The 25,101-nt window shown below is 50.6% G+C and carries 24 protein-coding genes and 2 riboswitches; of the genes, 20 read left to right on the top strand and 4 right to left on the bottom strand.

The window, feature by feature from the left end; translation table 11 throughout:
• Window positions 1-34 precede the first annotated feature (34 nt).
• Window positions 35-1,300, top strand: a complete 1,266-nt coding sequence (locus FKP33_RS03645; protein WP_127604306.1) for a TRAFAC clade GTPase domain-containing protein — start codon at window positions 35-37, stop codon at window positions 1,298-1,300.
• Window positions 1,297-3,990: a GAP1-N2 domain-containing protein gene (locus tag FKP33_RS03650; protein ID WP_141333945.1), complete on the top strand. Its 2,694-nt coding sequence runs from the start codon at window positions 1,297-1,299 to the stop codon at window positions 3,988-3,990. Before FKP33_RS03645 ends, FKP33_RS03650 begins: the two co-directional genes overlap by 4 nt.
• 112 nt (window positions 3,991-4,102) lie before the next feature.
• Here FKP33_RS03650 and FKP33_RS03655 read toward each other — a convergent pair whose 3' ends face one another.
• Complete coding sequence (locus FKP33_RS03655) at window positions 4,103-5,191, bottom strand: NAD(P)-dependent alcohol dehydrogenase (RefSeq protein WP_141333946.1); 1,089 nt, start codon at window positions 5,189-5,191, stop codon at window positions 4,103-4,105.
• A gap of 242 nt (window positions 5,192-5,433) precedes the next feature.
• Here FKP33_RS03655 and FKP33_RS27420 point away from each other — a divergent pair, with 242 nt between their 5' ends.
• The 18 genes from FKP33_RS27420 (at window position 5,434) to FKP33_RS03745 (ending at window position 22,739) form a co-directional block, all read left to right on the top strand.
• Window positions 5,434-5,487: a putative holin-like toxin gene (locus tag FKP33_RS27420; protein WP_230876015.1), complete on the top strand. Its 54-nt coding sequence runs from the start codon at window positions 5,434-5,436 to the stop codon at window positions 5,485-5,487.
• Between the two features lie 399 nt (window positions 5,488-5,886).
• Window positions 5,887-6,363, top strand: a complete 477-nt coding sequence (gene fur / locus FKP33_RS03660; RefSeq protein WP_054796706.1) for a ferric iron uptake transcriptional regulator — start codon at window positions 5,887-5,889, stop codon at window positions 6,361-6,363.
• A 340-nt stretch (window positions 6,364-6,703) separates the two neighbouring features.
• Window positions 6,704-7,189 (top strand): hypothetical protein, encoded by a 486-nt coding sequence (locus FKP33_RS03670; protein WP_372813713.1) that lies wholly within the window; start codon window positions 6,704-6,706, stop codon window positions 7,187-7,189.
• A 27-nt stretch (window positions 7,190-7,216) separates the two neighbouring features.
• Window positions 7,217-7,366 (top strand): 50S ribosomal protein L33, encoded by a 150-nt coding sequence (gene rpmG / locus FKP33_RS03675; protein WP_127604297.1) that lies wholly within the window; start codon window positions 7,217-7,219, stop codon window positions 7,364-7,366.
• Window positions 7,367-7,402: 36 nt separating this feature from the next.
• Window positions 7,403-7,539, top strand: a riboswitch (cyclic di-AMP (ydaO/yuaA leader).
• Window positions 7,540-7,757: 218 nt separating this feature from the next.
• The gene (locus FKP33_RS03680) at window positions 7,758-8,924 is read left to right on the top strand and encodes a KamA family radical SAM protein (RefSeq protein WP_141333947.1); all 1,167 of its coding nucleotides are present in this window, start codon (window positions 7,758-7,760) and stop codon (window positions 8,922-8,924) included.
• Between the two features lie 93 nt (window positions 8,925-9,017).
• Window positions 9,018-9,215: riboswitch (cobalamin riboswitch) on the top strand.
• 187 nt (window positions 9,216-9,402) lie between these two features.
• Complete coding sequence (locus FKP33_RS03685; protein ID WP_141333948.1) at window positions 9,403-10,506, top strand: 5-methyltetrahydropteroyltriglutamate--homocysteine S-methyltransferase; 1,104 nt, start codon at window positions 9,403-9,405, stop codon at window positions 10,504-10,506.
• Between the two features lie 154 nt (window positions 10,507-10,660).
• The gene (locus FKP33_RS03690) at window positions 10,661-10,882 is read left to right on the top strand and encodes a hypothetical protein (protein WP_054796705.1); all 222 of its coding nucleotides are present in this window, start codon (window positions 10,661-10,663) and stop codon (window positions 10,880-10,882) included.
• A 14-nt stretch (window positions 10,883-10,896) separates the two neighbouring features.
• On the top strand, window positions 10,897-11,229 hold the full coding sequence (locus tag FKP33_RS03695; protein ID WP_127604293.1) for a hypothetical protein: 333 nt from the start codon (window positions 10,897-10,899) through the stop codon (window positions 11,227-11,229).
• Between the two features lie 329 nt (window positions 11,230-11,558).
• On the top strand, window positions 11,559-12,242 hold the full coding sequence (gene biuH / locus FKP33_RS03700; protein WP_127604291.1) for a biuret amidohydrolase: 684 nt from the start codon (window positions 11,559-11,561) through the stop codon (window positions 12,240-12,242).
• Between the two features lie 39 nt (window positions 12,243-12,281).
• A complete protein-coding gene (locus FKP33_RS03705; RefSeq protein WP_141333949.1) occupies window positions 12,282-12,722 on the top strand; it encodes a cupin domain-containing protein in 441 nt (146 codons plus the stop codon).
• Window positions 12,719-14,503 (top strand): allophanate hydrolase, encoded by a 1,785-nt coding sequence (atzF, locus tag FKP33_RS03710; protein ID WP_181410035.1) that lies wholly within the window; start codon window positions 12,719-12,721, stop codon window positions 14,501-14,503. The genes FKP33_RS03705 and atzF overlap by 4 nt, the downstream gene beginning before the upstream one ends.
• A 317-nt stretch (window positions 14,504-14,820) precedes the next feature.
• Window positions 14,821-16,359 carry an ABC transporter ATP-binding protein gene (locus FKP33_RS03715; RefSeq protein WP_164751688.1) on the top strand — a complete coding sequence of 513 codons (1,539 nt, stop codon included), beginning with the start codon at window positions 14,821-14,823 and terminating at the stop codon, window positions 16,357-16,359.
• Window positions 16,356-17,417 (top strand): ABC transporter permease, encoded by a 1,062-nt coding sequence (locus FKP33_RS03720; RefSeq protein ID WP_141333950.1) that lies wholly within the window; start codon window positions 16,356-16,358, stop codon window positions 17,415-17,417. Before FKP33_RS03715 ends, FKP33_RS03720 begins: the two co-directional genes overlap by 4 nt.
• Window positions 17,414-18,328 (top strand): ABC transporter permease, encoded by a 915-nt coding sequence (locus FKP33_RS03725; protein ID WP_127604284.1) that lies wholly within the window; start codon window positions 17,414-17,416, stop codon window positions 18,326-18,328. The genes FKP33_RS03720 and FKP33_RS03725 overlap by 4 nt, the downstream gene beginning before the upstream one ends.
• 42 nt (window positions 18,329-18,370) lie before the next feature.
• The gene (locus FKP33_RS03730) at window positions 18,371-19,537 is read left to right on the top strand and encodes a BMP family ABC transporter substrate-binding protein (protein ID WP_141333951.1); all 1,167 of its coding nucleotides are present in this window, start codon (window positions 18,371-18,373) and stop codon (window positions 19,535-19,537) included.
• 52 nt (window positions 19,538-19,589) lie between these two features.
• Complete coding sequence (gene biuH / locus FKP33_RS03735; protein WP_236595873.1) at window positions 19,590-20,327, top strand: biuret amidohydrolase; 738 nt, start codon at window positions 19,590-19,592, stop codon at window positions 20,325-20,327.
• Between the two features lie 48 nt (window positions 20,328-20,375).
• Entirely contained in the window at window positions 20,376-21,062 is a 687-nt protein-coding gene (locus tag FKP33_RS03740) for a cysteine hydrolase family protein (RefSeq protein WP_219996636.1), read from the top strand.
• 51 nt (window positions 21,063-21,113) lie between these two features.
• Complete coding sequence (locus FKP33_RS03745) at window positions 21,114-22,739, top strand: PucR family transcriptional regulator (RefSeq protein WP_127604280.1); 1,626 nt, start codon at window positions 21,114-21,116, stop codon at window positions 22,737-22,739.
• 60 nt (window positions 22,740-22,799) lie between these two features.
• Here the strand turns inward: FKP33_RS03745 and FKP33_RS03750 are convergent, their stop codons facing one another.
• From FKP33_RS03750 to FKP33_RS03760, 3 genes are all read right to left on the bottom strand, one after another.
• Window positions 22,800-23,546 (bottom strand): amino acid ABC transporter ATP-binding protein, encoded by a 747-nt coding sequence (locus FKP33_RS03750; protein ID WP_141333973.1) that lies wholly within the window; start codon window positions 23,544-23,546, stop codon window positions 22,800-22,802.
• A 14-nt stretch (window positions 23,547-23,560) separates the two neighbouring features.
• The gene (locus FKP33_RS03755) at window positions 23,561-24,220 is read right to left on the bottom strand and encodes an amino acid ABC transporter permease (RefSeq protein WP_054799498.1); all 660 of its coding nucleotides are present in this window, start codon (window positions 24,218-24,220) and stop codon (window positions 23,561-23,563) included.
• Window positions 24,221-24,294: 74 nt separating this feature from the next.
• Window positions 24,295-25,074, bottom strand: coding sequence for an amino acid ABC transporter substrate-binding protein (locus FKP33_RS03760; RefSeq protein WP_054799497.1), 780 nt, complete (start codon window positions 25,072-25,074; stop codon window positions 24,295-24,297).
• Window positions 25,075-25,101: the final 27 nt, after the last annotated feature.

A 25,101-nucleotide genomic window follows, 5' to 3' on the forward strand; every position in this document is an offset into this window, starting at 1 on the left:
CAAACCGGGGAGAAGGAGTTAAGGAGGAACGTGCATGCTGGACTTTTTCAAGAGCATATTCGATAAGAAAGCGCCCGTGAAGGAACGGCCGCCGTATTACAGCATCGTGTGTCCGTACTGCTTTGCCAAATGCGAGCCGTCGGATGTGGTGTTCCGCGCTGCGCACGTCAAGGAGAACGATGACGAGTTCGCCCTGCAGGAGGACGAGCGCCTCAACGCATGGCGCCGCAAGTTCCGGCTCGCCCTGCCCGACATGGAAGCGATCGTCGATCCCGAGTTGATTCCGGAGGAAAACCGGATCTATGCCGGGCAGGTGCTGGTCGCGGTGACGGACCGTTACGGCGTGACGACGCGCCGACGGCTGTGTCCGAGCTGCCACAACGAGCTGCCGATTACGGCCGGGCAGGTGCCGAGCAACATCATCTCGATCGTAGGCGCGTCGCAGGTGGGCAAGTCGGTCTATATGACGTCGCTGATCCATACGCTGCAAACGGAGACAGCGGCGCACTTTCAGGCAGCCTGCATGCCGCTGAGCGCAGACATCTCCCGCAAGTTCCGGCACAATTACCACGAGCCGATCTTTGAGCGCGGCAGCATGCTAGCGTCGACCAACCCGAACGAGCAGCAGGAGCCGTTTATTTTTCAATTCGTGTTCAAGGACGAATCGAAGCCTCCGCTGCTGCTTGTTTTTTTCGATGTGGCGGGCGAAGGCATGGTCGAGCGCGACTACCTGGACATTTATGCGGCGCATATCCAGAACTCGTCGGGTATTTTGTTTCTCGTGGACCCGCTGCAGGTACGCACGATCCGCGACAAAATCCGCCTGAACCTCGGCGGGGAGGAAGGGGAGTTCGCGGGACGATACGACGAGCCCCGGGAAGTCGTCATTTCCCTGTACGAAAACTTCATCTCGCACCAGCAAAGCGGCAAGACGGACATTCCGACGGCCATCGTGCTGACCAAGAGCGATATGCTGCAGTATTTGCAGGAGGAGGACAGCGACTACATCCGGCCGAACAGCAACGTGTTCCGCGATGTGAGGCACCGGGGCTATCTCGACCGTACGGAATTCGAGAATATTAACGGCGAAATCCGGCGTTTCCTCGAAAAGGTGGACCGGCCGTTCAAGGATGCGGTCGACGTTTATTTCCGCAATACGGCATACTTTGCCGTATCGGCGCTCGGTTCGAACCCGGTGAACCGGCGCGTGCATGGCGTGATTAGCCCGATACGGGTGGACGAGCCGTTCATCTGGCTGTTGAACCAGCTCGATTATATCGACAGGAGAGATGCCCCGTGAATGCAAATCCGCATCGCAGCATTCAACAGCATTATTTTACGCGGGAGCGGGAAGGCGTCTTTCGAACGAACGAAGGCTTCGATACGGTAGCCGTGTCGCCCGGTCTTGACCCGGCCTTCATCAAAAACGCGCTGCATCCGTACTGCTTCTACAAGGGTCCTCGCGACCTGCCGGAATCGGGGGACGGGCCATCGGAAGCGGCGTACCCGGCGGCGCTGTCCGTGTATCATGCGGACAACGGCGACCTGGTGATCGGGCAAACGGTCTATACGTCCTACGATTTCACCGGACAGCGGAGCGCGTTTTTCACCCATCAATACGTCGTGCCTTCCGAACGGAAGGATGAATGGCTGCGCCATCCCGAACGCCTGTTTGCGTTAGGGGGCTTTGCGACTTCCTACGATATCGCGCAGGGCAAAAGCTTGTCGGAGATTCACGATCCATCCGCCGTTTACGGCCATTCGGAAGCGGGGAAGCGGGTGGAGACGGATCGGCTGCTGGCCCGTTTCGGCCTCACGCAAGAGGTGTTCGAACAGCTGCTCGCGTCGCTGATGGTATCCGTAACGAACCGGCGGAAGGTGTACGTCGTGCTGGACGCCGAGGCGGGGCAGGCGGAACCGGACGCCCGGCAGTTGATGAGGCTCCTGTTCGATTGTCTGCCTTACGCGTTCCGGCGACGACTGGGCGTGTTGACCTTTGCGGGAGAACCGGAAGGGAAACAGCATATTCATGTGACGTTTCTGGAGAAAGGGGCGCTGCGCCAAGCAGACCGGCAGCTCGAACGGGACATGCTGTTCGAGCTGCCGGCCGGGAAGACGACGGGGGCCGAGTCGGCAGGGACGGCGCGCAGACTGCTCGATACGATATGGACGCTGCGCAAGGAGCCGGAGCGTTTGCAGGAGCTGTTCGCGTTCTGCGAGGAGGCGCTGCTCGGGCAGGACGCGGTGCAGTCGCTTTCCTTGCCGGCGTACGACGAGCTGTCCGTGCTGTTCGGCATCGAGCAGGGCGAAGACGCCTTGTACGACGCCGACCGTGTTGGCGTGTGGAAGGCGCTCGGCGTATATAGCAGCGGGCCGGGAGCCGGACGCGGCAAGCCGCGGCTCCGCGAGCTGCTCGTCCGGCTGCTGCGCCTGGAGACTGCCGACGTCAAGCGCATCGCCGACCGGGCGCAGATCGAAGCGATGCTGGGCTGCGAAGCCTGCTTGGAACGCGGCGAGCGGGCCCTGCTTTGCCGCGCGCTGGCGTTATACGTGCTGCGGGCGGCGGCAGGCGGGGATATTCGCGCTGCCGCTCCGCTGTTGGAGCCGGTGCAGCAGCGGCCGGAGACGTTCCGGGCCGTATTCCGCGAGCTCTGCGGACTGTCTCCGCGAACGGCCGAGCGCTGCGCAACGTTCGCGCTGGAACGGGCCGAGGGGGCTCGCGCCTTGCAGACGGTGCTGACATTCTGGCTGGCCTATGCGGGTGCGCTGCCGGTGACTTTCCTCGCCGGCGAGACGCTGACAGCCGTCAAGCGGCTGCTCGGCAAGGAATCGCCGGCACGGAAGACCGAGACGGCCTCGGCGCTGTTCCGCTTCTTCGACGAACTGGCCGAACGGGAAGGCCTGCAGCGTTACGTGGATTACGGAGAGCTGATGAAGCTGGAAATTCAGCTGGGGTTGCTGGAAGAGGTGCCACTAAGCGAGCTGGGGGCGGACGATTTGGTCCGATTGGGCTTCATGCTGGACCCGCCGGCTCCTGAGCTTCTGCCTCACCTGACGAAGGGCCATCGGCTGACGCTTGAATTGTGGGCGGCGGTGTACCGCGTGCTGACCCTGGAACGCGGCGGTGAGGCCCAAGCGGAGGCCTGGCTTGCCAAGCTTGGACCGCTGGAATTGGAACGGGCGCAAGCCTTCCTTCGCAGCGCGTGGGACGACGGCCTGTCTCGCTCCGTATTTTCACGCATCGCCTTCGGCTTCTATCAGGGCGGAGACGGGGTGTCCGGAAGCCGCGGATCGTACGATTTCGATTCCTTGCTCGATTACTTGGCGGCACAAGGCGGCAAAGAGACGGTGTACGATTTCATCGAGTGGAGCGCTGCGGAAGAACGCTTCCCGGGAGCGCGGGGCGGAATCGATCCGCATTACCGGGCTGCGCTGAACCGCTATTTCGATCGGTACGACAAGGGGGCGATGCGTCAGAAGCAGGTCCGGCAGCGGCTGATGGCCGTGCCGAATGCTGCATTTGCCGCGCTGTTCCGCGATATCCGGCAGCGGCAGGCTCCCGCGTGGCAGCGTTTTGCGCTGCGCAGGAAGAAATCGACGCTGCTTGCGGCGATTGTCGGGACGGCAGCGTTGATCACGCTGCTTCTCGCCTGGAAGCCGGTCGTGGCGTTCTTCATCGAGCCGATTCCGGAGCTTCAAGTCGATGAGCTGCCGGAGCGGACGACATCAGGCATTGTGACGCTGAAGGCGCAAGCCACGGATGGTTACGACCGCTCGCCGGGCATTTATATCAATGGCGAGCTGGCCGGCAAGAGCAGCGTCAGTCGAGACATTGTGCTCTCGTCCGGCTCGAACGTCATTACCGTGAGGGCGGAAAACAAGTACGGCGGCAGCAGCGAGCCGGTTCAGAAGACGATCGTGCTGGAGTCGCCGATCGGTCCTAAGCTGCCTGCCGCTCCGCCGAGCGGCATCAACAGCGGCGGCCGGTAGGACGGTATGACAAGAAGGGGCTGCGCGAGCGGCCCCTTCTTGTCACTGCTATCGGTCCTGTTAAACACCGTCTTTTTATGTGACGGTGTCAAGTAATAGCTGAGTTCCTGCTTCAGCTAATTTTCAAAATGGGTTTGATAGCTACCCCTTTTTTTGAATCTTCAAATGCATCATTAATTTGAGTGAAATCATAGAATTTGACCAATTTATCAAACGGAAACATTCCTTTTTTGAAGTACTCAACCAATTCAGGAATGAACAATTGAGGTACAGCGTCGCCTTCAATGACTCCTACCATTGTTTTTCCTTCTGCCATAATTTCTTCATGAACATTGATATTCATCTCAGGGGTGACCCCTACAATCGCTAGTTGACCAAGCGGACGCAGTGCTTGCAGACCTTGACGCACCACAATAGGAACACCTGTAGTGTCAATGCCATAGTGGGTTCCACCTTTGGTAACTTCCTTAATCTCTTTAACAACGTCCGCATGTTTACTGTTGATTACATAGGTAGCTCCCAATTCTTTAGCAAGCTCCAAGCGGCTTTCATGGATATCAATGGCAATTATATGTTTACATCCAACTATTTTAGCTGCCATGATAGCACTCAAACCTACCGCACCCGTACCATAAATAGCAATAGAACTGCCAAAAGGCGGTCTTAGTTTGTTTAACACGGTTCCACTACCTGTTTGAATACCGCAGCCTAATGGGCCTAATAAGGCTATATCAACATCTTTGTCCACTTTTACTACGTTTCTCTCATTTGCTATGGCATAAGTACCGAATGAAGACTGTCCAAAAAAAGTAGAAAGTTCATGATGATGTTGATGTAAACGGTGTGTACCATCTTCCATTTTGCCGCCAAAGTTTAATGCGTTAAAATCCACACAAACAGATGGATGGCCTGTCAAACAATTTTCACAGTGCCCGCAAGATGCATAAGATAATACAACATGATCTCCTGGTTGGACGGTTCTGACACCTTCCCCTACTTTTTCTACAATCCCGGAACCCTCATGTCCAAATACGGCTGGAAATGGGGATAACCCTATATCGCGAGCAACTGCATCCGTATGACATACACCAGAAGCAACAACTTTAATTAGTACCTCATTTGCCTTAGGATCGGATAATTCCACTTCTTCAATTTTAAATTCTTCTCCCATACTATGAGTAACTGCAGCTTTTATTTTCATTTTTTTCCCTCCTGAAATTCATATTTCATTAAATAAGGAACATAGGGTAACCAAAACCGGCATTCAAGATTTCATTCAAAAATGATTATGTCCTTCTTAAAGTTGTTTGATACTTATTGAACCAGCTTTTTTCTTAAGCGATCTTGAAAATCTCTCATAGCAGAGACCTACCCGGTATTTCCAAGGATTCTATGAAAACTCGAAATGTTCTGTGACCCATAACGATCATGTTTCTGTTTGGCATGTTTATTATTGCTCTTTTAACATACATCAGTAATAACAACAAGAAAAAGTAAAAACCCACCCCAAGTTTGGCAACGCGGAAGGTGGGTCTTTGTCTTACGAGAGCTCAGAAGGGAATCCCATCCAAGCCAATTGTACGAGGCCAAGTGTTAGCAGCACTTGGTCTTTATTAAATAAATCATAACATATGATGAGCATCCCAGCAATTATTAGTTACCATGACCGAACAACGGATTATTGTAGATGATGCAGCGGACTGAATCGGGGCTCTCGCTGCGATGATGTTCGACCGATGTGTTTGTCATCTTCCGCCTCATGCGGACAATTGAATAATCAATTCCATTGCTTCTTACTTAGAATTGCGATAAGATTAGAATAATTATAAATAGTGAGATTCATTTCGCGGACAATAAAAAAATTTACGCGCGTCGAGACTAAAGGAGAGTGCATCCATGATGGTATTGGAACAACTCGACAAAATCAATCGGCAGTTGAGGAGCAGCAACTATAAATTAACCCCCCAGCGCGAAGCGACGGTTCGGGTTTTATTGGAGAATGAGCAGGAACATCTGAGCGCCGAGGATGTGTATATGCTCGTGAAAGACAAATATCCCGATATCGGCCTGGCTACTGTATACCGGACGTTGGAGCTGCTGGCCGAGCTTCATATCGTGGAGAAGATGAACTTCGGAGACGGGGTTGCCCGCTTCGACCTCCGCAGCGAAGAACATACGCATATGCACCATCATTTGATTTGCACGGTATGCGGGGCGCTCAAGGAAATCAAAGACGATTGGCTGCTTGAATTGGAGAATCGACTTCAACAAGAATATGGCTTTAAAGTAACGGATCATCGTCTCGACTTCATGGGCACCTATCACACCTGCAAAAGTAGCGAATGTAAAAGAGCAAGCAAGGCAATATCTTAAAATGCCTTGCTGACGGGGAGTCTTTCGATCTTGGAAAGACTTCTTTTTGTTGTGCAGGAGAAGACCCGCCTGCATAACCGTTGCGAAGTTACCGGAAGACCGAGAGGATCTATGGAGCTGGCAAAATCAGCCTAAACTCGTCGGCGAGGTAAAAACTTCAAGCTTCGCAGTTGACTGGCCGTTAAGGTTAAGGTATGATGTGAAGTAATCGTAAAAATTACAAATATTATTGTCGTGAACGGCCCCGGTCCAAGTTGCAGTGACAAAAATGCTAACATCCGGTCAGGGAATTGTGCCCTAACCCTGCGTGCTGGGTTTATAGCGGTTTACATGGGGGGGTGTGATATTGAAGAAGAGCACACAAAACGATGATGAGACGATCATTAGTCATCACTCCCAGACACAATGGCAACGCCGGGAACAGGAATTGGCCTGTTGGGTGCAGCGGGCGAAGCCAAGAAAGCGTCCCAAACAAACCGTTATTTTGGGGAACACCCCGGTCGATGCCGAACTGCTTATGGCTCTTACCCTCCTTAAGCGGACGCGCATCCAGACGGAATTTTCTTGCGCAGGCGTAAGTTTATTGGATGAACCTGAAGATCATTCGCTCTATGCGTATATAACCATCACCGGCTCGGCGACAGCGGATCGATTCGTACAGCTGGCCCTGACACGGATGAGACACCGTCTGCTTGTAACATGGGAGCCGCGCCGGAACCGGTACGATCTTTCTTCATTTTTTATCGGACACAACCGTTCTTTCTGCTTGCTGATGCAACGATGCGCGGAAATATTCGCTGAGCTTGAGGACGAGCAATCAAGGTAATTGGCAACTGTAGAGGAGGTGAACAGGATGAGGGTAATCGTAACATTGGCTTGCACGGAAACGGGAGATCGTAACTATACGACGACAAAAAACAAAAAGAATCAAACCGGACGATTGGAAATGCGCAAATATTGTCCGCGTCTCCAAAGACACACCTTACATCGGGAAACCAGATAAACATATTTCCTTGACTTATCAAAAATGTTTGTATATCATAAACGTACGCTTAATTTCCGGTTTTCGAATCGGAAAGCGGGGGAACCAATGTAATTGGGGCGAATCATGTAACGATGTAGGGAACCATCTTTCCCGAGCCCGGCAGCTAACCTCGTCAGCAGGAGATGGGTCTGCATTAACCTGCATCTATTGACCCGAGATCAGGGTCTTTTTGTTTGTTTGAAGACCCTTCGAATGACGATCGGTTATCGCCATGCTGCGATATCGTTCGTCTCGATCGGGTCTTTTTTGTTTTACTTGTTAAAAGAAAGCACAAATCGTTTATTCCAGGAAAAGGAGGGAACCAGATCAGGTCTGTGGTTTGAAAAAACTCGTAGTAGGAGGAGCAAATATGACACAGCCGAAATATATAACGGATATTGATAAGATACTGGAAATTCCTGAGGATGAAAGAAAGAAGCTTAAACCGATTACAGATAAGTTTGTATTTCGGGTGAACGACTATTATTTGAACCTGATTGATTGGGACGATCCTGAAGATCCGATCCGAAAGCTGGTCATCCCTAATGAAGGGGAGTTATCCGAATATGGGCGTTGGGATGCCTCCGATGAGGATACCAATTACGTAGTGCCGGGCTGCCAGCACAAATATCGGACTACGGCTCTCTTGCTGGTTTCTGAAGTATGCGGTGCATACTGCCGATATTGTTTCCGGAAGCGACTCTTTCGCAATGACGTTCATGAAGCGACGAAAGATATGGATCCCGGTCTAGCCTACATTGCGAGTCATCCGGAAATTAACAACGTGCTGCTTACCGGAGGAGATAGCTTGATTCTGGCAACAGCCAAATTGGAAAGCATCCTGAGCCGGTTAAGAGAAATCGACCATGTTAAAATTATAAGGCTCGGTTCGAAAATACCTGTTTTTAATCCGATGCGGATTTATGAAGACGAACGATTGCTGGAAGTCATCCGCCGTCATTCAAACGTAAACCAGCGGATTTATGTGATGGCGCATATCAATCATCCTCGCGAGATTACCGCCGAAGCCAAGAAAGGCTTTGAAGCTCTTCATCAAGCCGGCGCTATTGTTGTCAATCAGACGCCTATTCTTAGAGGGATCAACGATAACCCCGAACGATTGGCAGAGCTGCTGGATAAGCTGTCATGGGCCGGCGTAACCCCCTATTATTTCTTCGTCAATCGTCCGGTGGCCGGCAATCGCGAGTTCGTTCTGCCGCTGCAGCAAGTGTACCGAATCGTGGAAGAAGCCAAGGCGCGCACTTCAGGCTTAGGTAAAAGGGTGCGTCTATCCATGAGTCACACCTCCGGCAAAATCGAAATTCTGGCTATTGATAACGGAAAGGCCTATCTGAAATATCACCAGTCGCGGGATAACGAATACGGCAAGTTCATAGTGTTGGATTGCCCTGAAGATGCGGCATGGTTCGATGATCTGCCAGGTAGCGATCAATATTGGCAGAAGCCCCAAAAGAAAACCGATGAAGTTATTTCGGTGAATGAGCTCCCTGATCTGCCGCAAGCGCATGCTAGATGAACAACCACATAAGTCATGTAATAAAGCATCGCTGTGCTATATTCTAACTTGATATTAACAGGATAATAGGATAAGATCTTAATTAATTACAACTGAAAACCTGTGGGAACAAGGTGCTCTAGCCATAGCTAAAGCTTAATAGGGAAGTCCGGTGCAAAGCCGACGCGGTCCCGCCACTGTAACGGAGGAGTCTCAGCTATACTGCCACTGATCTTGATAAACGTGGATCGGGAAGGCCGCTGATGATGTGAATTCCGGAGCCAGGAGACCTGCCTGTTCTGACAACACTGCTTTAACCTACGGAAGATAGGAAAGTGTTAAAGACGAGCCGCTGCTTGTTCACATGCAATCATAGGCATCTTTTCCTTCTTTTTGTTGAGGTGAAGATGTCTTTTTTGCATGGTTTTTCATTTGGATCATCCTATGTGGAGTGAATCCGGCTTCACTACATCCTATTTTAGAAGAGGAGATGTGCAAAATGACGGCAGTACTGGCTAAAGGACCATTCCGGGCAGATCATGTAGGTAGTTTTTTAAGACCGGAGCGACTTAAACAGGCGCGTTTACAAAAGCAAAATGGGGAAATTACAGCAGAGCAATTGCGTATCATTGAAGATGAAGAAATCGTCCGGCTTGTTGACATGCAAAAAAAATTGGGCTTGGCCGCTGTGACGGACGGTGAGTTTCGACGCGCTTGGTGGCATTTCGATTTTCTATCGCAGCTTGTTGGTGTTGAGCTCTATGAAACGGAGCAAGGGATTCAATTTCAGGGTGTTCAAACCAAAGCTCACGGAGTGAAAGTAACAGGTAAAGTAGATTTTCATAACCATCCTATGATCGAGGATTATAAATTCCTTCATCAAATTGCAGGCAAGCATGTTGCTAAATTTACAATTCCTAGTCCGAACATGTTATTTTTTAGAGGGCATATTGAAGAAGACGTTTATCCGAATTATGATGAATTTTTTAATGATTTGATCGCAGCTTATCAAAAAGCGATTCAGGCTTTCTACGATGCTGGTTGCCGCTATTTACAATTGGATGATACCTCGTGGTCCGTATTTTTCTCCGAGAAAGGTCAGGAACAAATTGCGGCAAGAGGCTTTTCTGCGGAACAATTAGCACAGCTGTTCACCAGGGCTATTAACGAATCGATAGCCAATAAGCCGGAAGATATGAAGATTACGATGCACATATGCAGGGGCAATTTTAAATCTACTTATGTGGCCAGTGGCGGGTATGATCGCGTATCCGAATTTATTTTTGGCAAACTCAAGGTAGACGGACTGTTTTTAGAATTTGATGATGAGCGATCCGGCGGATTTGAACCTTTACGTCATGTAAATAGAAAGGATATCCAACTTGTATTAGGATTAATCACGTCCAAATTCGGTGAACTGGAAAATCCGGAGCGTATCAAAGCAAGAATTCATGAAGCTGCCCAGTATGTAAGCTTGGATCAGCTCTGCTTAAGCCCCCAATGCGGTTTTGCTTCAACGGAAGAAGGCAATCTTCTCACGGAAGAGGAGCAGTGGGACAAAATACGTCTTGTCGTTAATATTGCACAAGACGTTTGGAATTAATACGGGAATGGTGTGACAAAACCTTGAGAAATCAAGGTTTTTTATTTTTTTCCAAATAATAGTCCGATTGAGGAGTCAACCGTCAATCATAATTTTTATCTCTTTAACGAAAAATAAATAACAATAATTTTAAATTAAGGAGTCCGATAATGCGATGTTGAAAATTTTGCTTTCTTTGGCTTACTTGATCATCGTTATTTCTTTGATCGCTTCCATTGTATTGATCCGGAGGCAGCGAACCAAAGAAATGGATAAAGGAGTGAATCCCACTTCAGTCAAGCATTACTTCATCGCTAACCCCATGATGATAGCTTATGTGCTGTTTCCGATTGTTCTTGCGATCGGAGCCGCTATTTGGATGTATTATTTTTATTAACGCGGAGGACTAACATGGAGAGAAATAAGTATTATGTATCGGTTCAATCCAGGTCGATCATGTCTAATCAAGGCGATGCCGCCTATGAATTAGAAATCGAGGCAACCGACGAAGAAATTAAGCAGCTTCAGGAGTTGTTTGAAGTCGAGGAAGATTTCGAGATAGACACTTTTTGGAGAGCGCATGCGGCAGGCATTCCTTATCATTACGACCAGGCCAACGTCGGATACGATATGGCCTTACAAGAAATCTATCGAAAAATTCACGCTTTAGGGACGAAGGAAACGAAAGATCAAATTGAAAAAATGCAAATTTTGAATCAATCTTTAACCGGAAAGAGGGACTAGGGTCCCTCTTTTTTAGTCAGGAAAGCGTTAAAAACAAGCAGTAGACTCTATTCCGGAATATCCGGAAAAAGGTCTATTTTTTTTGCACATATGATTTTACAAACGATTTCAATGTAATAAAAAATGACACAATATTTATAATCAATCGTTTTTTGTTAAAAAGACACAATAAAAATCCCCATTAATTGTTGAATGATGATAATGAAATCAGGTTTTTTACGTCATATAATATAACAATAAGGGACGGGGATCATACAATAACAACCTTTTCCCAAACATTTGTTAAGTTATATATCATCGTTTAAGCAGGGAGAAAGGGATGTGATTTTATGCAAGTGGAAGCGAACCCGTACAACTGGCCGTTTGACGGGAAGATTGTGCCGGAGAAAACGGCGCTTGTCATCATCGATATGCAAATCGATTTTTGTGGAAAAGGGGGGTATGTGGATCGGATGGGCTATGACATTTCCTTGACGGCAAGAGCCATTCAGCCTATTCAAGCGCTGTTGGAGAGGGTACGGAAAATTCCGGGTTTTACGGTCATTCATACGCGGGAAGGGCATAAGCCCGATCTTTCCGATCTTCCTGCGAACAAAAGATGGCGAAGTAAACAGATTGGTGCGGAGATCGGTTCTCCCGGGCCCGCGGGCCGTATTCTTGTTCGGGGGGAGCCGGGCTGGAACATTATTGAAGAACTAAAGCCTTTGGAAGGGGAACCGGTGATCGACAAGCCCGGCAAAGGAAGTTTTTATGCGACGGACCTGGATTTGATTTTGAAAAACAAAGGCATTACACATTTGATTTTAACTGGCATTACCACAGATGTATGTGTGCATACGACGATGCGGGAAGCGAACGACAGAGGTTATGAATGTTTGATTTTGGAAGATTGCACCGGGGCGACGGATATCGGCAATCATCAGGCGGCTCTCAAAATGGTAACGATGCAGGGTGGGGTTTTCGGCAGTGTATCCGACTCTTCCCGGGTGCTGAAAGCGTTGGAGCATTTCTAAACGGACAATCCGGCTAGCTATCGTTGAGGAGGACATCACATGATCACGGGAAATGAAACCAAAGTTATTGTTGGCGATGAGATGGAATGGGAGCTAATGCCCAACCACAGAGAGCTGTATCACCGGGAAATCTTGAATGCACAGCAGGCGGATGGGCTGGGAATAAGGACCAGCTCCATCCTCTGGGAAAAAATCGGTCCGGGCGGACAGGTGCTCCCGCATTATCATGATGTAGCGGAAATCATCCATATTACGGTTGGGAAAGTAAAGCTGCTGTGTAATGGGGAGTGGAAAAACTATCAGGCCGGGGATACCTTTCACGTTCCGGCAGGAACCGTACACTCCGTACTTAACGACGATATCGTTCCGTCGGAGCAAATCAGTATCTTCCTGCCGGTTGAGGAAGCTGTGCCGTCGAATCAATTTTTTAACACGCACTTGGTAAAGGATGTTACAAAAAAGGATGGTGATAATGGATGAACACCCGCATGCTTCCGAGAGAATTGTCGATTTCTTGGTTACGGGAAATGTATCAAAACAATGTTTGGAGTCCTGAAGAAGTTGTGAATGAAATTATAAACCGGGCCGCCGAAGATGCGGAAATGAATATATGGATTACGCCGCCCAGCATGAAGATGATTCAGCCTTACTTGGACCGTCTGAAGCTTTTGGACAAGGGACAAGCGCCGCTGTGGGGGATTCCTTTTGCGATCAAAGACAATATTGACTTGGCGCATGTTCCGACAACGGCGGGTTGCCCGGATTTTGAATATACGCCGACAGAACATGCGACCGTTGTAGAACGATTAATTGAAGCTGGAGCTATTCCCGTCGGCAAAGCGAACCTGGATCAATTCGCAACCGGTTTGGTGGGAGTAAGAAGTCCTTACGGCGAGACAAAAAACGCCTTGCGTGGAGAACTGATCAGTGGGGGTTCAAGCTCAGGTTCCGCAGTTGCTGTAGCGCGCGGTCATGCAGCTTTCGCTCTGGGGACGGATACTGCGGGGTCGGGACGTGTACCGGCTGCCTTGAACAGGCTTGTCGGTTATAAGCCGACGCTGGGAGCGTGGTCGACAAAAGGCGTTGTTCCGGCCTGCGCCGGCTTGGACTGTGTTTCGGTGCTTGCGCACAGTTTGGAAGACGCGCTCGCGGTAGATGCTGTAGCGCGGGGCGTTGATCATGCCAATCCTTGGTCACGAAGCTTTCCGGCTCCGACGCCTGCGCTCCCTCGAAAAATTTATTTGCCTAAAGAGCCGCTGAATTTTTTCGGAACCTTTGCGAACGAGTACAGCCAAGCTTGGGATTTGGCTGTAGAAAGATTGAAGAAGCTGGGCATCCCCGTCGAATATACGGATACAAGCAAGCTATCTCAAACGTCGGCGCTGTTGTACGACGGACCGTTTGTCGCTGAGCGGTGGGCCGGATTAGGCGATTTCGTCGAAGCGCATCCGGGCAGCGCTCTGCCGGTGACGGAACGAATTTTGCGCTCAGGTGCGACAACGGATTACAGTGCCGCTTCGTTGTTTAAAGCCTGGCATACGCTGCAAGCCCATAAGCTTGAAGTAAGAAGATGGTTGGCAGACGCCGTTCTGATCTTGCCGACTTGCGCAGGGACATGGACTCTTCAAGAAGTGAGGAACAACCCGATTACGGCAAACAGTGCTATGGGGCTTTATACCAATCATTGTAACTTGCTTGATCTTTGTGCGGTTGCTGTGCCGGCGGAAGACGCCGCGCCGAATACACCGTTTGGAATCACAATGTTTGCGCTCGCGGAGAACGAAGCGCTGATATGCGGCGCCGCTGCTTGTTTTGCCGATTCCTCTGCCAATCTGGCAGGAGTTGACTTGACGACGGAGTTGAAACCCGTGTCCCGGGATATGGTTCCTGTCGCCGTTTGCGGCCTTCATATGCGCGGGTATCCGTTGGAAAAGCAAATGAAGGAGTTCTGTGCGCGTTTTGTACGTGATGCCGCAACGGCGGCGAAATATCAAATGATCAAGCTGCCGACGGATCCTGCCAAACCGGGTTTGATCAGGAAAGAGCAGGGAGGGGCTTCCATTCGATTGGAATTGTGGGAAATGCCCACGGACCGTTTCGGTGCTTTTGCCGCAGCCATACCTGCTCCGCTTGGGATCGGGAAAATCGAGCTGCTGGATGGAGTGGAGGTTCCAGGATTCATTTGCGAAGCTTATGCCGCGGCAGAGGCCGTAGATATAACGAGCTATGGAGGTTGGCGTAATGCCGTTGAAGCGGTATAGCTGCGGGAATGGATGGATAGGAGCGGCAGTTTTTGCCGTATAACATAACATGAAAGGCTGTCTCAAAAGTGAGCTTTGGAGCTGGAGAGACAGTTTTTTTTAACGGCAAAGCCCCAAACCTGACATTTAAAATGGGATTTTATTGAAATTATATGTTATATATATGTTATCTTTATAAAAAAAACAATAAAAAATAAATGTTAATTTTGTAACAAATTCATAAAGATAAAGCGATCGAAAGGTATTATAATAATCTATGTAAATTAATCATTCATTATAATGTTATGATATATAACATATTTAAGGTGGGGTGGAAGATGAATCATTCTCGGGATACCGCCGATTTCTATCTGTTACGGACCGAAGGCTTAACCAAACGTTTTGGTTCGCTGGTTGTCAATAAAGACATCAATCTGGAGGTGAAACAAGGCTCTATTCACGCCATTCTTGGAGAGAACGGCGCGGGTAAAAGCACTTTAATGAAAATGCTGTACGGGGTATATGCCCCCGATGCAGGCGCCATTTATATGGATGGCGAAGCCGTTTCATTGCATCCTCCCCTTAAGGCGAAGGCAAAAGGCATTGGCATGGTGTTTCAGGATTTTCGTCTGATTCCGGCAATGACTGTATTGGATAATATCGCACTTGCCATGTCGAGTGGTGGTTGGCGCCTTCGGAGAAAGCAGCTTCGTGACAGCATTCTGGGAATTTCCGAAAAGTACGGATTATCGGTTGATCCCGATGCGCATGTATGGCAGCTTGATTTAGGTCAACGCCAGCGTCTTGAAATCGTGAAGGTGCTGCTGATTCCCGGAACGCGCGTGATTATTTTTGACGAACCGACCAGTGTGCTTGTGCCTCAAGAAGTGGAAGCCTTCCTTCAGATGCTGGGTTTGCTTAGACAAGACGGATACGGCATTCTGCTCATTACACATAAGATTAATGAAGTTCTGGCTTGCGCAGATCAGGTAAGCGTTCTGCGCAGCGGTCAAATCACCTATACGGCGAGCCGCGAGGACGGATTGGATGGGAATGTGCTGATTGCGGCAATGATGGGGGCCAAGACGCTGAAGCCAGTGAACAAGCAAACCCAAGATGCCGCACGGGAAAACCCGGTGGTGCTTCAAATCGAACGCGGGACTATCCTGGGAAACCATGGCGAAACGGTGCTTAAGGATATTCAATTGACTTTAAGACAGGGGGAAATTACCGGTGTAGCAGGAATTTCCGGGAGCGGACAACGGGAATTGGCCGAAGTGCTGTTCGGTCTGCGTCATTTAACGTCCGGCAGGCTTACGGTTGACGGGAAAGAGTTAGAAGGCGGCACAAAAGCGTTTATGGAGGCCGGGGTCAGCTTCGTCTCTGAGGATCCGCTCAAGGAATCGGTGATCCCGGGTTTTACTATACTTGAGCATATGGTCTTGGATGGAATTCCGATGAAGCCTAAAGGAGCCGGTATCGATTGGCAGCATGTCCGAAGCTTGCTGGAGGGTAGTGAGGAGGCCCGGGCCCTCGCGTTGGCGGCTGCCGATCGGCGTGCGGATCAGCTTTCCGGAGGAAATGTGCAGCGAATGGTGCTTTCCAGAGCCCTGATCAGAAAGCCCAAAATCCTGATCATCAGTTACCCCAGCCGGGGACTGGACATAGGAACGACGCGTACGATCCAACAGCAGTTGATCACATTAGCGGAGAGAGGAACGGCTGTATTACTGTTTTCGGAGGATTTGGATGAATTGTTCAAATTATCGGACAGGCTGGTTGTTCTTTCCGGCAAACAATTGCGAGGGCCTTATCGTCCGTCGGAAACCGATGCATCAGAAATCGGCTCCCGCATGTTGAAAGGAGAATTGGCATGAAGCAGCAAGCGGATACGGTTGCATTACCCGGGCGGTCCTTTTCGCTCGGCGGCAAATTAAAGCTGTTCGCATTTCAGGTCGGCGTATTGATCGTTCCTTTTATGATCTTTGGTGCGTTCCTGTTGTTTTTCGGTGTAAACCCGGTGCAATTGTACGTTTCGATGGTTCGTTCCACATTCGGGAGCGCCTATGGCTTTGGCGAAGTATTGCTGAAGGCAACGCCGTTCATTTTGACGGGCCTTGCCGCAGCCTTACCGGCCAAAGCGGGTTTGATTAATGTGGGAGGAGAAGGACAACTTGCGATCGGTGCTCTGTTTTCCACATGGTTTGCCGTGTTTTATCTTGACCATTTCCCGGCCTGGGCTGGCCTAACGCTAATGCTCGCCGCCGGCGCTCTGGGAGGGGCGGTCTGGGCTGGAGTCACGGCTATTCTTAAGGTCAAGGGTAAGCTTAATGAAACGATCACCAGCCTGCTGTTGAATTACGTCGCCTCCTTTACCGTCGGATTCTTTGTACACGGATTATTAAAAGATCCGAAATCGTTCAATTGGCCCTTTTCCCCCGAGATTGCGCCTTCCTTGCGGCTGCCGGTTATGGATGGCACGAGGCTTCATGCAGGCATTGCAATCGCGTTTGTTCTGGCGGCAGTCGTTTGGTTCGTCTTGGCGAAGACGCAGCTCGGCTTCCGTATTCGGGTGCTTGGCGGTAACATCTTTGCTGCGGAGCGCGCCGGCCTTAAGGTGAACAAGATGTTTTTTTGGGTGCTGATTGCCGGGGGCGCTTTGGCGGGTATAGCCGGGATGATTGAAATTGCAGGTATTGAAGGCCGCCTTCGCCCAGCGACAGGGGTCAATTACGGGTATCTTGGCTTCTTGGCCGCCTGGATGGCCTGGAATCACCCGCTGCGTCTTATCGTTTCGGCGTTTGTGCTCGGGATGATCAGCGTTGCCGGCAACTCGCTTGAGATTGGTTCCGGACTTCCATCTTCTTCGGTCTATATTTTGATGGCGCTGGTTCTGTTCTTTCTGCTCGGCAGTGGAAGGAGGTTGAATAAATGATAGCGGATATTTTGACAGGGGCATTTCGTTCGGGAACATCTGTCATGCTGGCAAGCCAAGGGGAATTGATCTCGGAACGTGCCGGCGTGATCAATCTGGGGACGGAAGGCTCCATGCTTGCAGGGGCACTCGGAGGATTCGCGGTTACGGCTTGGACCGGCAACCCGTGGCTCGGTACGCTGGCAGGCGGATTATGCGGCTTGCTCATCTCTGCAATCCACGCCTTTCTGGTTCTCACCTGCCATGCCAATCAGCTGGCGACCGGACTAACGATCATGTTTTTCGGTATGGGGCTTACTTCGTTTTTTGGACGGGGATTTGTCAGCAAGCAAATCGTCGGTTTTAATCCGATACCTATCCCTTACTTATCGGATATTCCGTTTCTGGGCCAGATTTTATTCAATCATGATCCGTTAACTTATCTATCCATAGTTCTAGTGCCTTTGTTATGGTATTTGTTGTTTCGTACCCGGCTTGGAGTCATTCTCAGAGCTGCCGGCGAAAGAGAGGAAGTGCTCTTTGCCAACGGATTCAATCCGAAGCTGGTCCGGTATGCAGCCGTATTGGCCGGAGGTTTTTTGGCCGGCATAGGCGGCGCTCAGCTTTCGGTAGCATATACCCACAGTTGGGTGGAGAATATGGTGCAAGGGCGGGGCGTTGTAGCGGTCGCGCTTGTGATCTTCGCTTCCTGGAAGCCGGCAAGGGCGATGCTCGGCGCTTATTTGTTCGGTGCCGCTCAAGCTCTGCAGCTTACCGTTCAGCAGACGCAGCTGCCGATTTCTCCGTTCTTCCTGTTCATGCTGCCTTATCTGCTGACCCTTGCGGCTCTGCTGGTTGTGGAGCTTCGACAGCGAAGCCAAACCCCTGAGGCTCTGGGTAAAGTATTTACCGGAAACTCGGCCGGGTCATGAGGTTTCACTTGAATTTATATATAAAAATGGAGGGAATCACACATGAAATGGAACAAAATGAAGAGCTTTTTGGCATTAACGCTGGCTTCTGTCATTCTTTTGTCCGGCTGCAGCCAACCCGGATCGAATCAAGCGCCAACTAGCGGCAGCGGGGCGGAAGCCGCCAAAAGCGCCAGCTCCGTCACTCCGGGAACAGGCGGGACTGCTGTCGGTTTCATCTTCGTAGGCGCGCGTGATGATTACGGGTATAACCAGGCGGCTTATCTGGGCAGTGAAGCGGTCCAAAAGGCGTTCCCGGATTTAAAAGTGCTGCGGGCCGAGAATGTCCCTGAGACGGCAGAGGCTGAGCGGGTCATGGAGCAGATGATCCAGGAAGGGGCCAAAATTATTTTCCCGACCTCTTACGGACACCTTGATCCTGCGCTGAACGTGGCCAAGCGCCATCCCGAAGTTGCTTTCTTTCATCAGGGGGGTCTGAAAACGGCGGACAATTTGGGTACCTATTTCGGTACGATCTGGGAGCCGATTTATCTTGCCGGCGTTGCAGCGGGCAAAATGTCCAAAACAGGGAAATTGGGTTATATCGTTTCTGTTCCGATTCCTCAGGTGCTGCTGAACGTAAATGCTTTTGAGCTTGGAGCCAAATCGGTAAATCCGGATGCGACGACATCGGTTGTCTTTACGGGAAGCTGGTGTGATCCGGGACAGCAGGCGAATGCGGCCAACTCGCTGATCGACAACGGTGTAGATGTATTGACGCAGCATCAAGATTGTACCAAAACGATCATCGAAACCGCCGAACGCAGAGGCGTCATGTCGGTTGGCTATCATGCGGACGCTTCCTCTCTGGCGCCGAAAGGATGGATTACCGGATCTGTATGGAACTGGCCGGATTTATTCGTAGATATGGTGAAAACCGCTGTCGACGGTAAATTTAAAGGCAGCAAGTACGAAGGTAAATATCGCGGAACCTTGAAAGACAACGTCGTTCAAATGACAGCGCTCGGTGCGGGGGTTCCGGATGATGTGAAAAAGTTTGTGGAAACGAAAAAAACGGAATTGCTTGACGGTACGCTGCAGCCGTTCAAAGGGCCTATTGAAGATCAATCGGGCAAAATTCAAATCAAGGAAGGAGAAATACCGCCCGTTGAAAAATTGGAAGCCGCCGATTATTTAGTGAAGGGCGTCCTCGGAAATATACCGAAATGAGCACCGTAAACCATTTGTACCGTCAGGCCCGGGTAAGGAGCGTGCGGCGAATTTGAAATGGCATAGACAACAAGGACAATCAGGTAGAATAACCGTTCCGTCTTATCCTTATTCATGGCCTTATGACGGGGAGCTTGTCCCCCGGAAAACAGCGCTGCTAGTCATTGATATGCAAAATGATTTTTGCGGAAGAGGCGGCTATGTAGAACGGATGGGGTACGACCCGCATTTAACGGCGCGTACGATTGATCCGATCCGCAGATTGCTTGAGGTCGTTCGGTCCATCCCCGAATTCACCGTCGTTTTTACCAGGGAAGGACACCGGCCGGACCTTTCCGATTTACCGGACAATAAACGGTGGCGCAGCCGGAGAGCGGGTGCGGAGATCGGAAGCGTCGGCCCCTCGGGCCGAATCTTGGTAAGAGACGAGCCCGGTTGGCGGATTGTGACGGAACTTACCCCCTTGCCGGATGAGATTGTTGTGGATAAGCCCGGCAAGGGCGGTTTTTTCGCCACGGATCTTGATCTGATTCTGAGATCGCGCGGAATTACGCATCTGATTCTCACCGGAATCACCACGGACGTCGGCGTTCATACCACGATGCGGGAAGCCAATGATCGCGGGTATGAATGCTTGATACTGGAGGATTGTACCGGCGCAACCGATGTAGGCAACCATGTGGCTGCGCTGAAAATGGCGACGATGCAAGGCGGTGTTTTTGGGGCGGTGTCCAGTTCGGATAAATTAATCGGCACGCTCCTCAGGCTTCATCTGCATAACTCGAACTGAGCATTGGTTCGCCTGCATTCAAAAATTGCCGGAGACGAGGGAAGTCAAATGATGAAACCAACCCTAACGCTGAATGAGTCCCTGCCGTATCCGTTTGTGTTTCGTCCCGACCGGACAGCTCTTGTCGTCATTGACATGCAGAATGATTTTTGCGCACCGGGAGGTTTTGGGGAACGGCTTGGAAATGATATTTCGTCCACACGGTCCATTATCCCGGTCATCTCGCGCGTCATGGCCGCTGCCAGATTCGCCGGCATGATGATCGTTCATACCCGGGAGGGGCATCTGCCCGATTTGTCCGATTGTCCGCCGTCCAAGCTTAGGCGGAGCCGGAGACAGGGGGCCGGGATTGGAGACGAGGGACCGATGGGGCGAATTCTGATTCGTGGAGAAAGGGGACATGCTATCGTTCCCGAACTCACCCCCGAAGCGGGGGAGATCATAATCGACAAGCCTGGAAAAGGAGCGTTTTTTCAAACGGATTTACAAGCGATTCTTGAAGAAAACCGGATAGAAGCGTTAATTTTATGCGGGGTCACGACACATGTTTGTGTGCATACCACACTTCGGGAAGCGAATGACCGGGGGTATGAATGTCTTGTGCTGGAAGATGCAACAGCCGCCTTTGATCCTGAAGATCATGCGGCTGCACTGCGGATGATTTGGCAGCAGGGCGGAATTTTCGGGTGGACGTCGATGTCGGAGCCGGTTGTAAAAAGCCTGCGAAACGCTTGACAACGACTGCATTGAAAACAGACACGAAGTGTGCACCGGGAGGAATAAACGATGGAAAAGGAAGCTGTGTACGGCTTTACTGTAAAAGATCTTTTCTCGATCCCTCATTTCAAGGAGGCTGTTCTTCTTGGGGGACGGTCCGGCTTGGAGCAGACGATAAGCAGAATCAATGTGATGGAAGTTCCCGATGTGATTAATTGGGTAAAGCCTGGCGAGTTCTTAATGACAACGGGGTATCCCTTAAAACATAATCCGGAATTGTTTGTCACCTTAATTGAGCAGCTTGTGCAAAAGGGCGTAGTCGCTCTGGGCATCAAGACGAAACGATTTATAGACACCGTGCCCGACTCGGCTGTGAAGGCCGCCGAGTTTCATGGACTCCCCTTAATCGAGCTTCCCCCGGATACCGCATTTTCCGATGTTGTCCGCGAAGTGATGGAACGCGTTCTCGTCACGGAAGTAAGACAGCTAACGCTTCTTCAAAGCCGGGTCCAACGCCTGTCCCAAGTGCTATTGCACGGGGATGGGCTTCATGCGTTTTTACACCATCTGCAGCTTCTCATTCAAAACCCGGTTGTATTGCTGGACCCGGGAAATCGCTGGATGGCTTCACCTTCAGCTGAGCATTTATGCAGGCAGGTAGACGAGGCCGGATGGGAGAGACTCAGGGAGGACCGAACCCTTGAAACCAGTTTCATCCAGGCAGGGGAGCAAATGATTCGCGTATACATTACATCGGTGCCCGATGGACAAGTGCAGCAGCCGTCTCTTTTGCTGATGCTGGAGCAGCAAAGCGAATACGGAATTGTCGATACGTTGACGATGAACTGGGCCAGCGAGCTAATCGGCTTTGAAATAAACAACTCGCAAGTCAGGAAGAAAATTGAGGCCAAGTATATCGACCAATTTCTGCAGGATTGGATAGCCGGGCGCATCGTTTCCCCCGCGGATTTGCGGATGAGGGCAGAAGCATGCGGACGCCCGTTCATCGAGGGATCGTCCTTTTTGGTAGGCGTCGTAACCTTTCATGAACGAAAGCCGGAGGTGAGCGACCTTCAGGAAATAGCCCGAAGATTAAACTGGGATGCCGCCGGTAAAAAAGATATGATTTGGACGGTTCTCGAAGAGAGCTTAGTCGTCCTTATCACGTTGATAAACAGCGGTGAGAAAGATCAGAAATGGAGAAAAGATGCGCTGGGAGACGTATGGTCTCTGCTGCGCCCCAAACTTCTGGAGAAGCGCGCGACATTATGCTTGGGCCGGGAGGCTCAAGATCAAAGCGGTGTACCGGCCAGCTTTCGCGAAGCCAAACGCGCAGCGGAAGTATGCCGTGAAAGCCATGTGAATGATGCGATTGTTCATTATCGCGATTTAGGCATATATCTTTTGCTGTACCGCTTGCAAGGAACCGAGGAACTGGAGGAATATAAGCGAATTTTTTTACAGCCGCTAATCGAATATGACCGTAAGCATCAAGGCTCGCTTTTACAAACATTGCGAACTTATTTTCTTAGTAATTGCAATGTGAAAGAAACTGCGGAGCGTTTGTTTATTCACTATAATACCGTCAATTACCGGATCGAACGAATACGCAACGAGCTGGGATTTCATCTTGATGATCCGGAAACGAGGCTGCAGCTGCAAATTGCCGTCAAATTGGACGGATTAAATGGATAGAGGGCAGCAGACATGCAAAAAAGCGCAGTCTATCCATTCGATAGAGCTGCGCCTGAGGAACTATTGCCAACTCCGGTTCAGGAAGGCTTTCGTTCGGTCAAACCGGGGAGTTGTAAAGAGCTGCTCCGGATGGCCGGTTTCGATGATCTCTCCATGATCCATGAACATCACCTGATTGGCCACTTCCTTGGCGAATCCCATTTCATGCGTCACGACAATCATCGTCATATGCTCTTCGGCGAGACTCTTCATCACCTGCAGTACCTCGCCGGTCAATTCCGGATCGAGGGCGGAGGTGGGTTCATCGAACAGCAGGATCTCGGGATTCATCATTAGCGCCCGGGCAATGGCGACACGTTGCTTTTGGCCGCCTGAGAGCTTGGCCGGGTAAGCCGACGCCCGTTCGGCGAGACCTACCTTTTCCAGCAGCCCGGTGCTTCGTCTGCGAAGTTCCGCACTCGGCTCTCTTTTGACCATTTTGGGAGCGAGCTCCAGATTTTCCTGGACCGTGAGGTGCGGGAACAGATTGAAATGCTGGAACACCATGCCCATCTTGGAGGTGATCCGCTTGATCTCCTGAGGCTTGGAGTAGACCCCGTCCTTGACAAGATAGTCTCCGGCTACGTTGATGCTGCCGCCATTAATCTGTTCGAGATGAACCAGACTTCGGAGCATCGTGCTTTTCCCGGATCCGGAGGGGCCAATCACCGCAACCACATCGTTTTTATTTACTTGAAATGTAATCTGCTTCAGCACATCCAGCGTGCCGAATGATTTTTTGAGGTTGGTTACTTCAATGATAGCCACGTTCGCCATTCCTTTTATTCAAATTTAAATCTTTGTTCCAGCCATTTGAAGAGTGCGGTTAGCAAGAGCGTCATGAGCAGATAAATCATACCGGCTATAAAGAAAGGCACGATCGTAAAGTCCCGGTTCACTGCCGTCTGGGCAAAGTGCAGCAGTTCCGGAACGGCAACGGCATACAGAAGCGCGGTATCCTTGATCAGCGTAATCGACTCGTTGGACACTGCAGGCAGTGCAACGCGGAACATTTGAGGCAGAATAATTCGTGTCATGGTCTGCCATTTGTTCAAACCCAGCACCTGTGAGGCCTCATATTGGCCTTTATCAATCGCCAGCAGACCGCCGCGGAAGATCTCGGCAAAATACGCCGCATAGTTCAAGATAAAGCCCAGGCATGCAGCGGTAAACCGGTCCAGCACCAGATATTCGCCGACCAGCGGCAGCATCGGCAGCCCGAAGCAGATAAAGAGCAGCTGCAGAAGCAGCGGCGTCCCGCGCATGATGTAGATATAGGAATGGGCGAGCCAAGCGATAGACTTGATGCTGCTTTTTACAGCTAGCGTGAGCACGAAGCCCAGCGGAATGGATACCACAATGGCGATTAGAAACAAGAGGACCGTCATTTGGGCCCCTTGCAGCATCGGCTTGATCATGGTGGTGATGTAATCTGCGGACATGAAGAAATTCCCCCAAAAACAAAACAGGATTTCCGAGAAGAAATCCGGCTTGCCTGATCATCATTCGGTTTTGTTTACTTTAATACTTTGTCTTCGCCAAACCATTTTTGCGAGATTTTCGACGCGGTGCCGTCCTGGTTCATTTCGTCAAGCGCTTTTTGCAGCTTCTGAAGCAGGGCGTCGTTGCCTTTCTTTACGCCGATTCCGTACTCTTCCGGAGCAAGAGATTCACTGAGCAGCTTGAAGGTGCCCGTTTCCTTGGCCATATAATACTTAATCACGACCTCATCAATGACCACCGCATCGACACGGCCGATCTTCAGATCGCTCAGGGCGAGGACGTTATCCGAAAACTCCGTAACGGTTTTGATCCTGGATTTGATAGGGTGGTCATTCAAGGCATCTGCTGCGGAAGAAAGCGATTGAAGCCCTACAACCTTGCCTGCCAGATCATCGAGCTTGGTCAGGTTGGATTTTGCCAATGTCACAACCACCTGTGCATTTTTGAGATAGGGCTTGGTGAAGAGGACTTTCTCTTTGCGCTCGTCCGTAATCGTATATCCGTTCCAGATCAGATCGATCCGCCCGCTGCTCAGCTCGGATTCTTTTGTTTTCCAGTCGATAGGTTGAAATTCCACCGTGGTGCCCATTTTCTCGGCAGCCGCTTTGGCATAGTCGATATCAAACCCGACGATCTCATTCTTCTCATCCCGGAACCCCATCGGTGCAAATTTGTCGTCAATGCCAATCACCAGTTTGTTGTCCTCGCCTGCCGAGCCCTTCGAACCGGAGCATCCTGCAAGGAGGGAGAGCGATGCTGTGATAACCATAACCATAGTTGCCAAACGTTTCATCGAATGAAAAACCACCTTTTACTAAGT

The organism is Paenibacillus sp. tmac-D7, from assembly GCF_006519665.1.
In the GTDB taxonomy this organism is placed as follows: Bacteria; Bacillota; Bacilli; order Paenibacillales; family NBRC-103111; genus Paenibacillus_G; species Paenibacillus_G validus.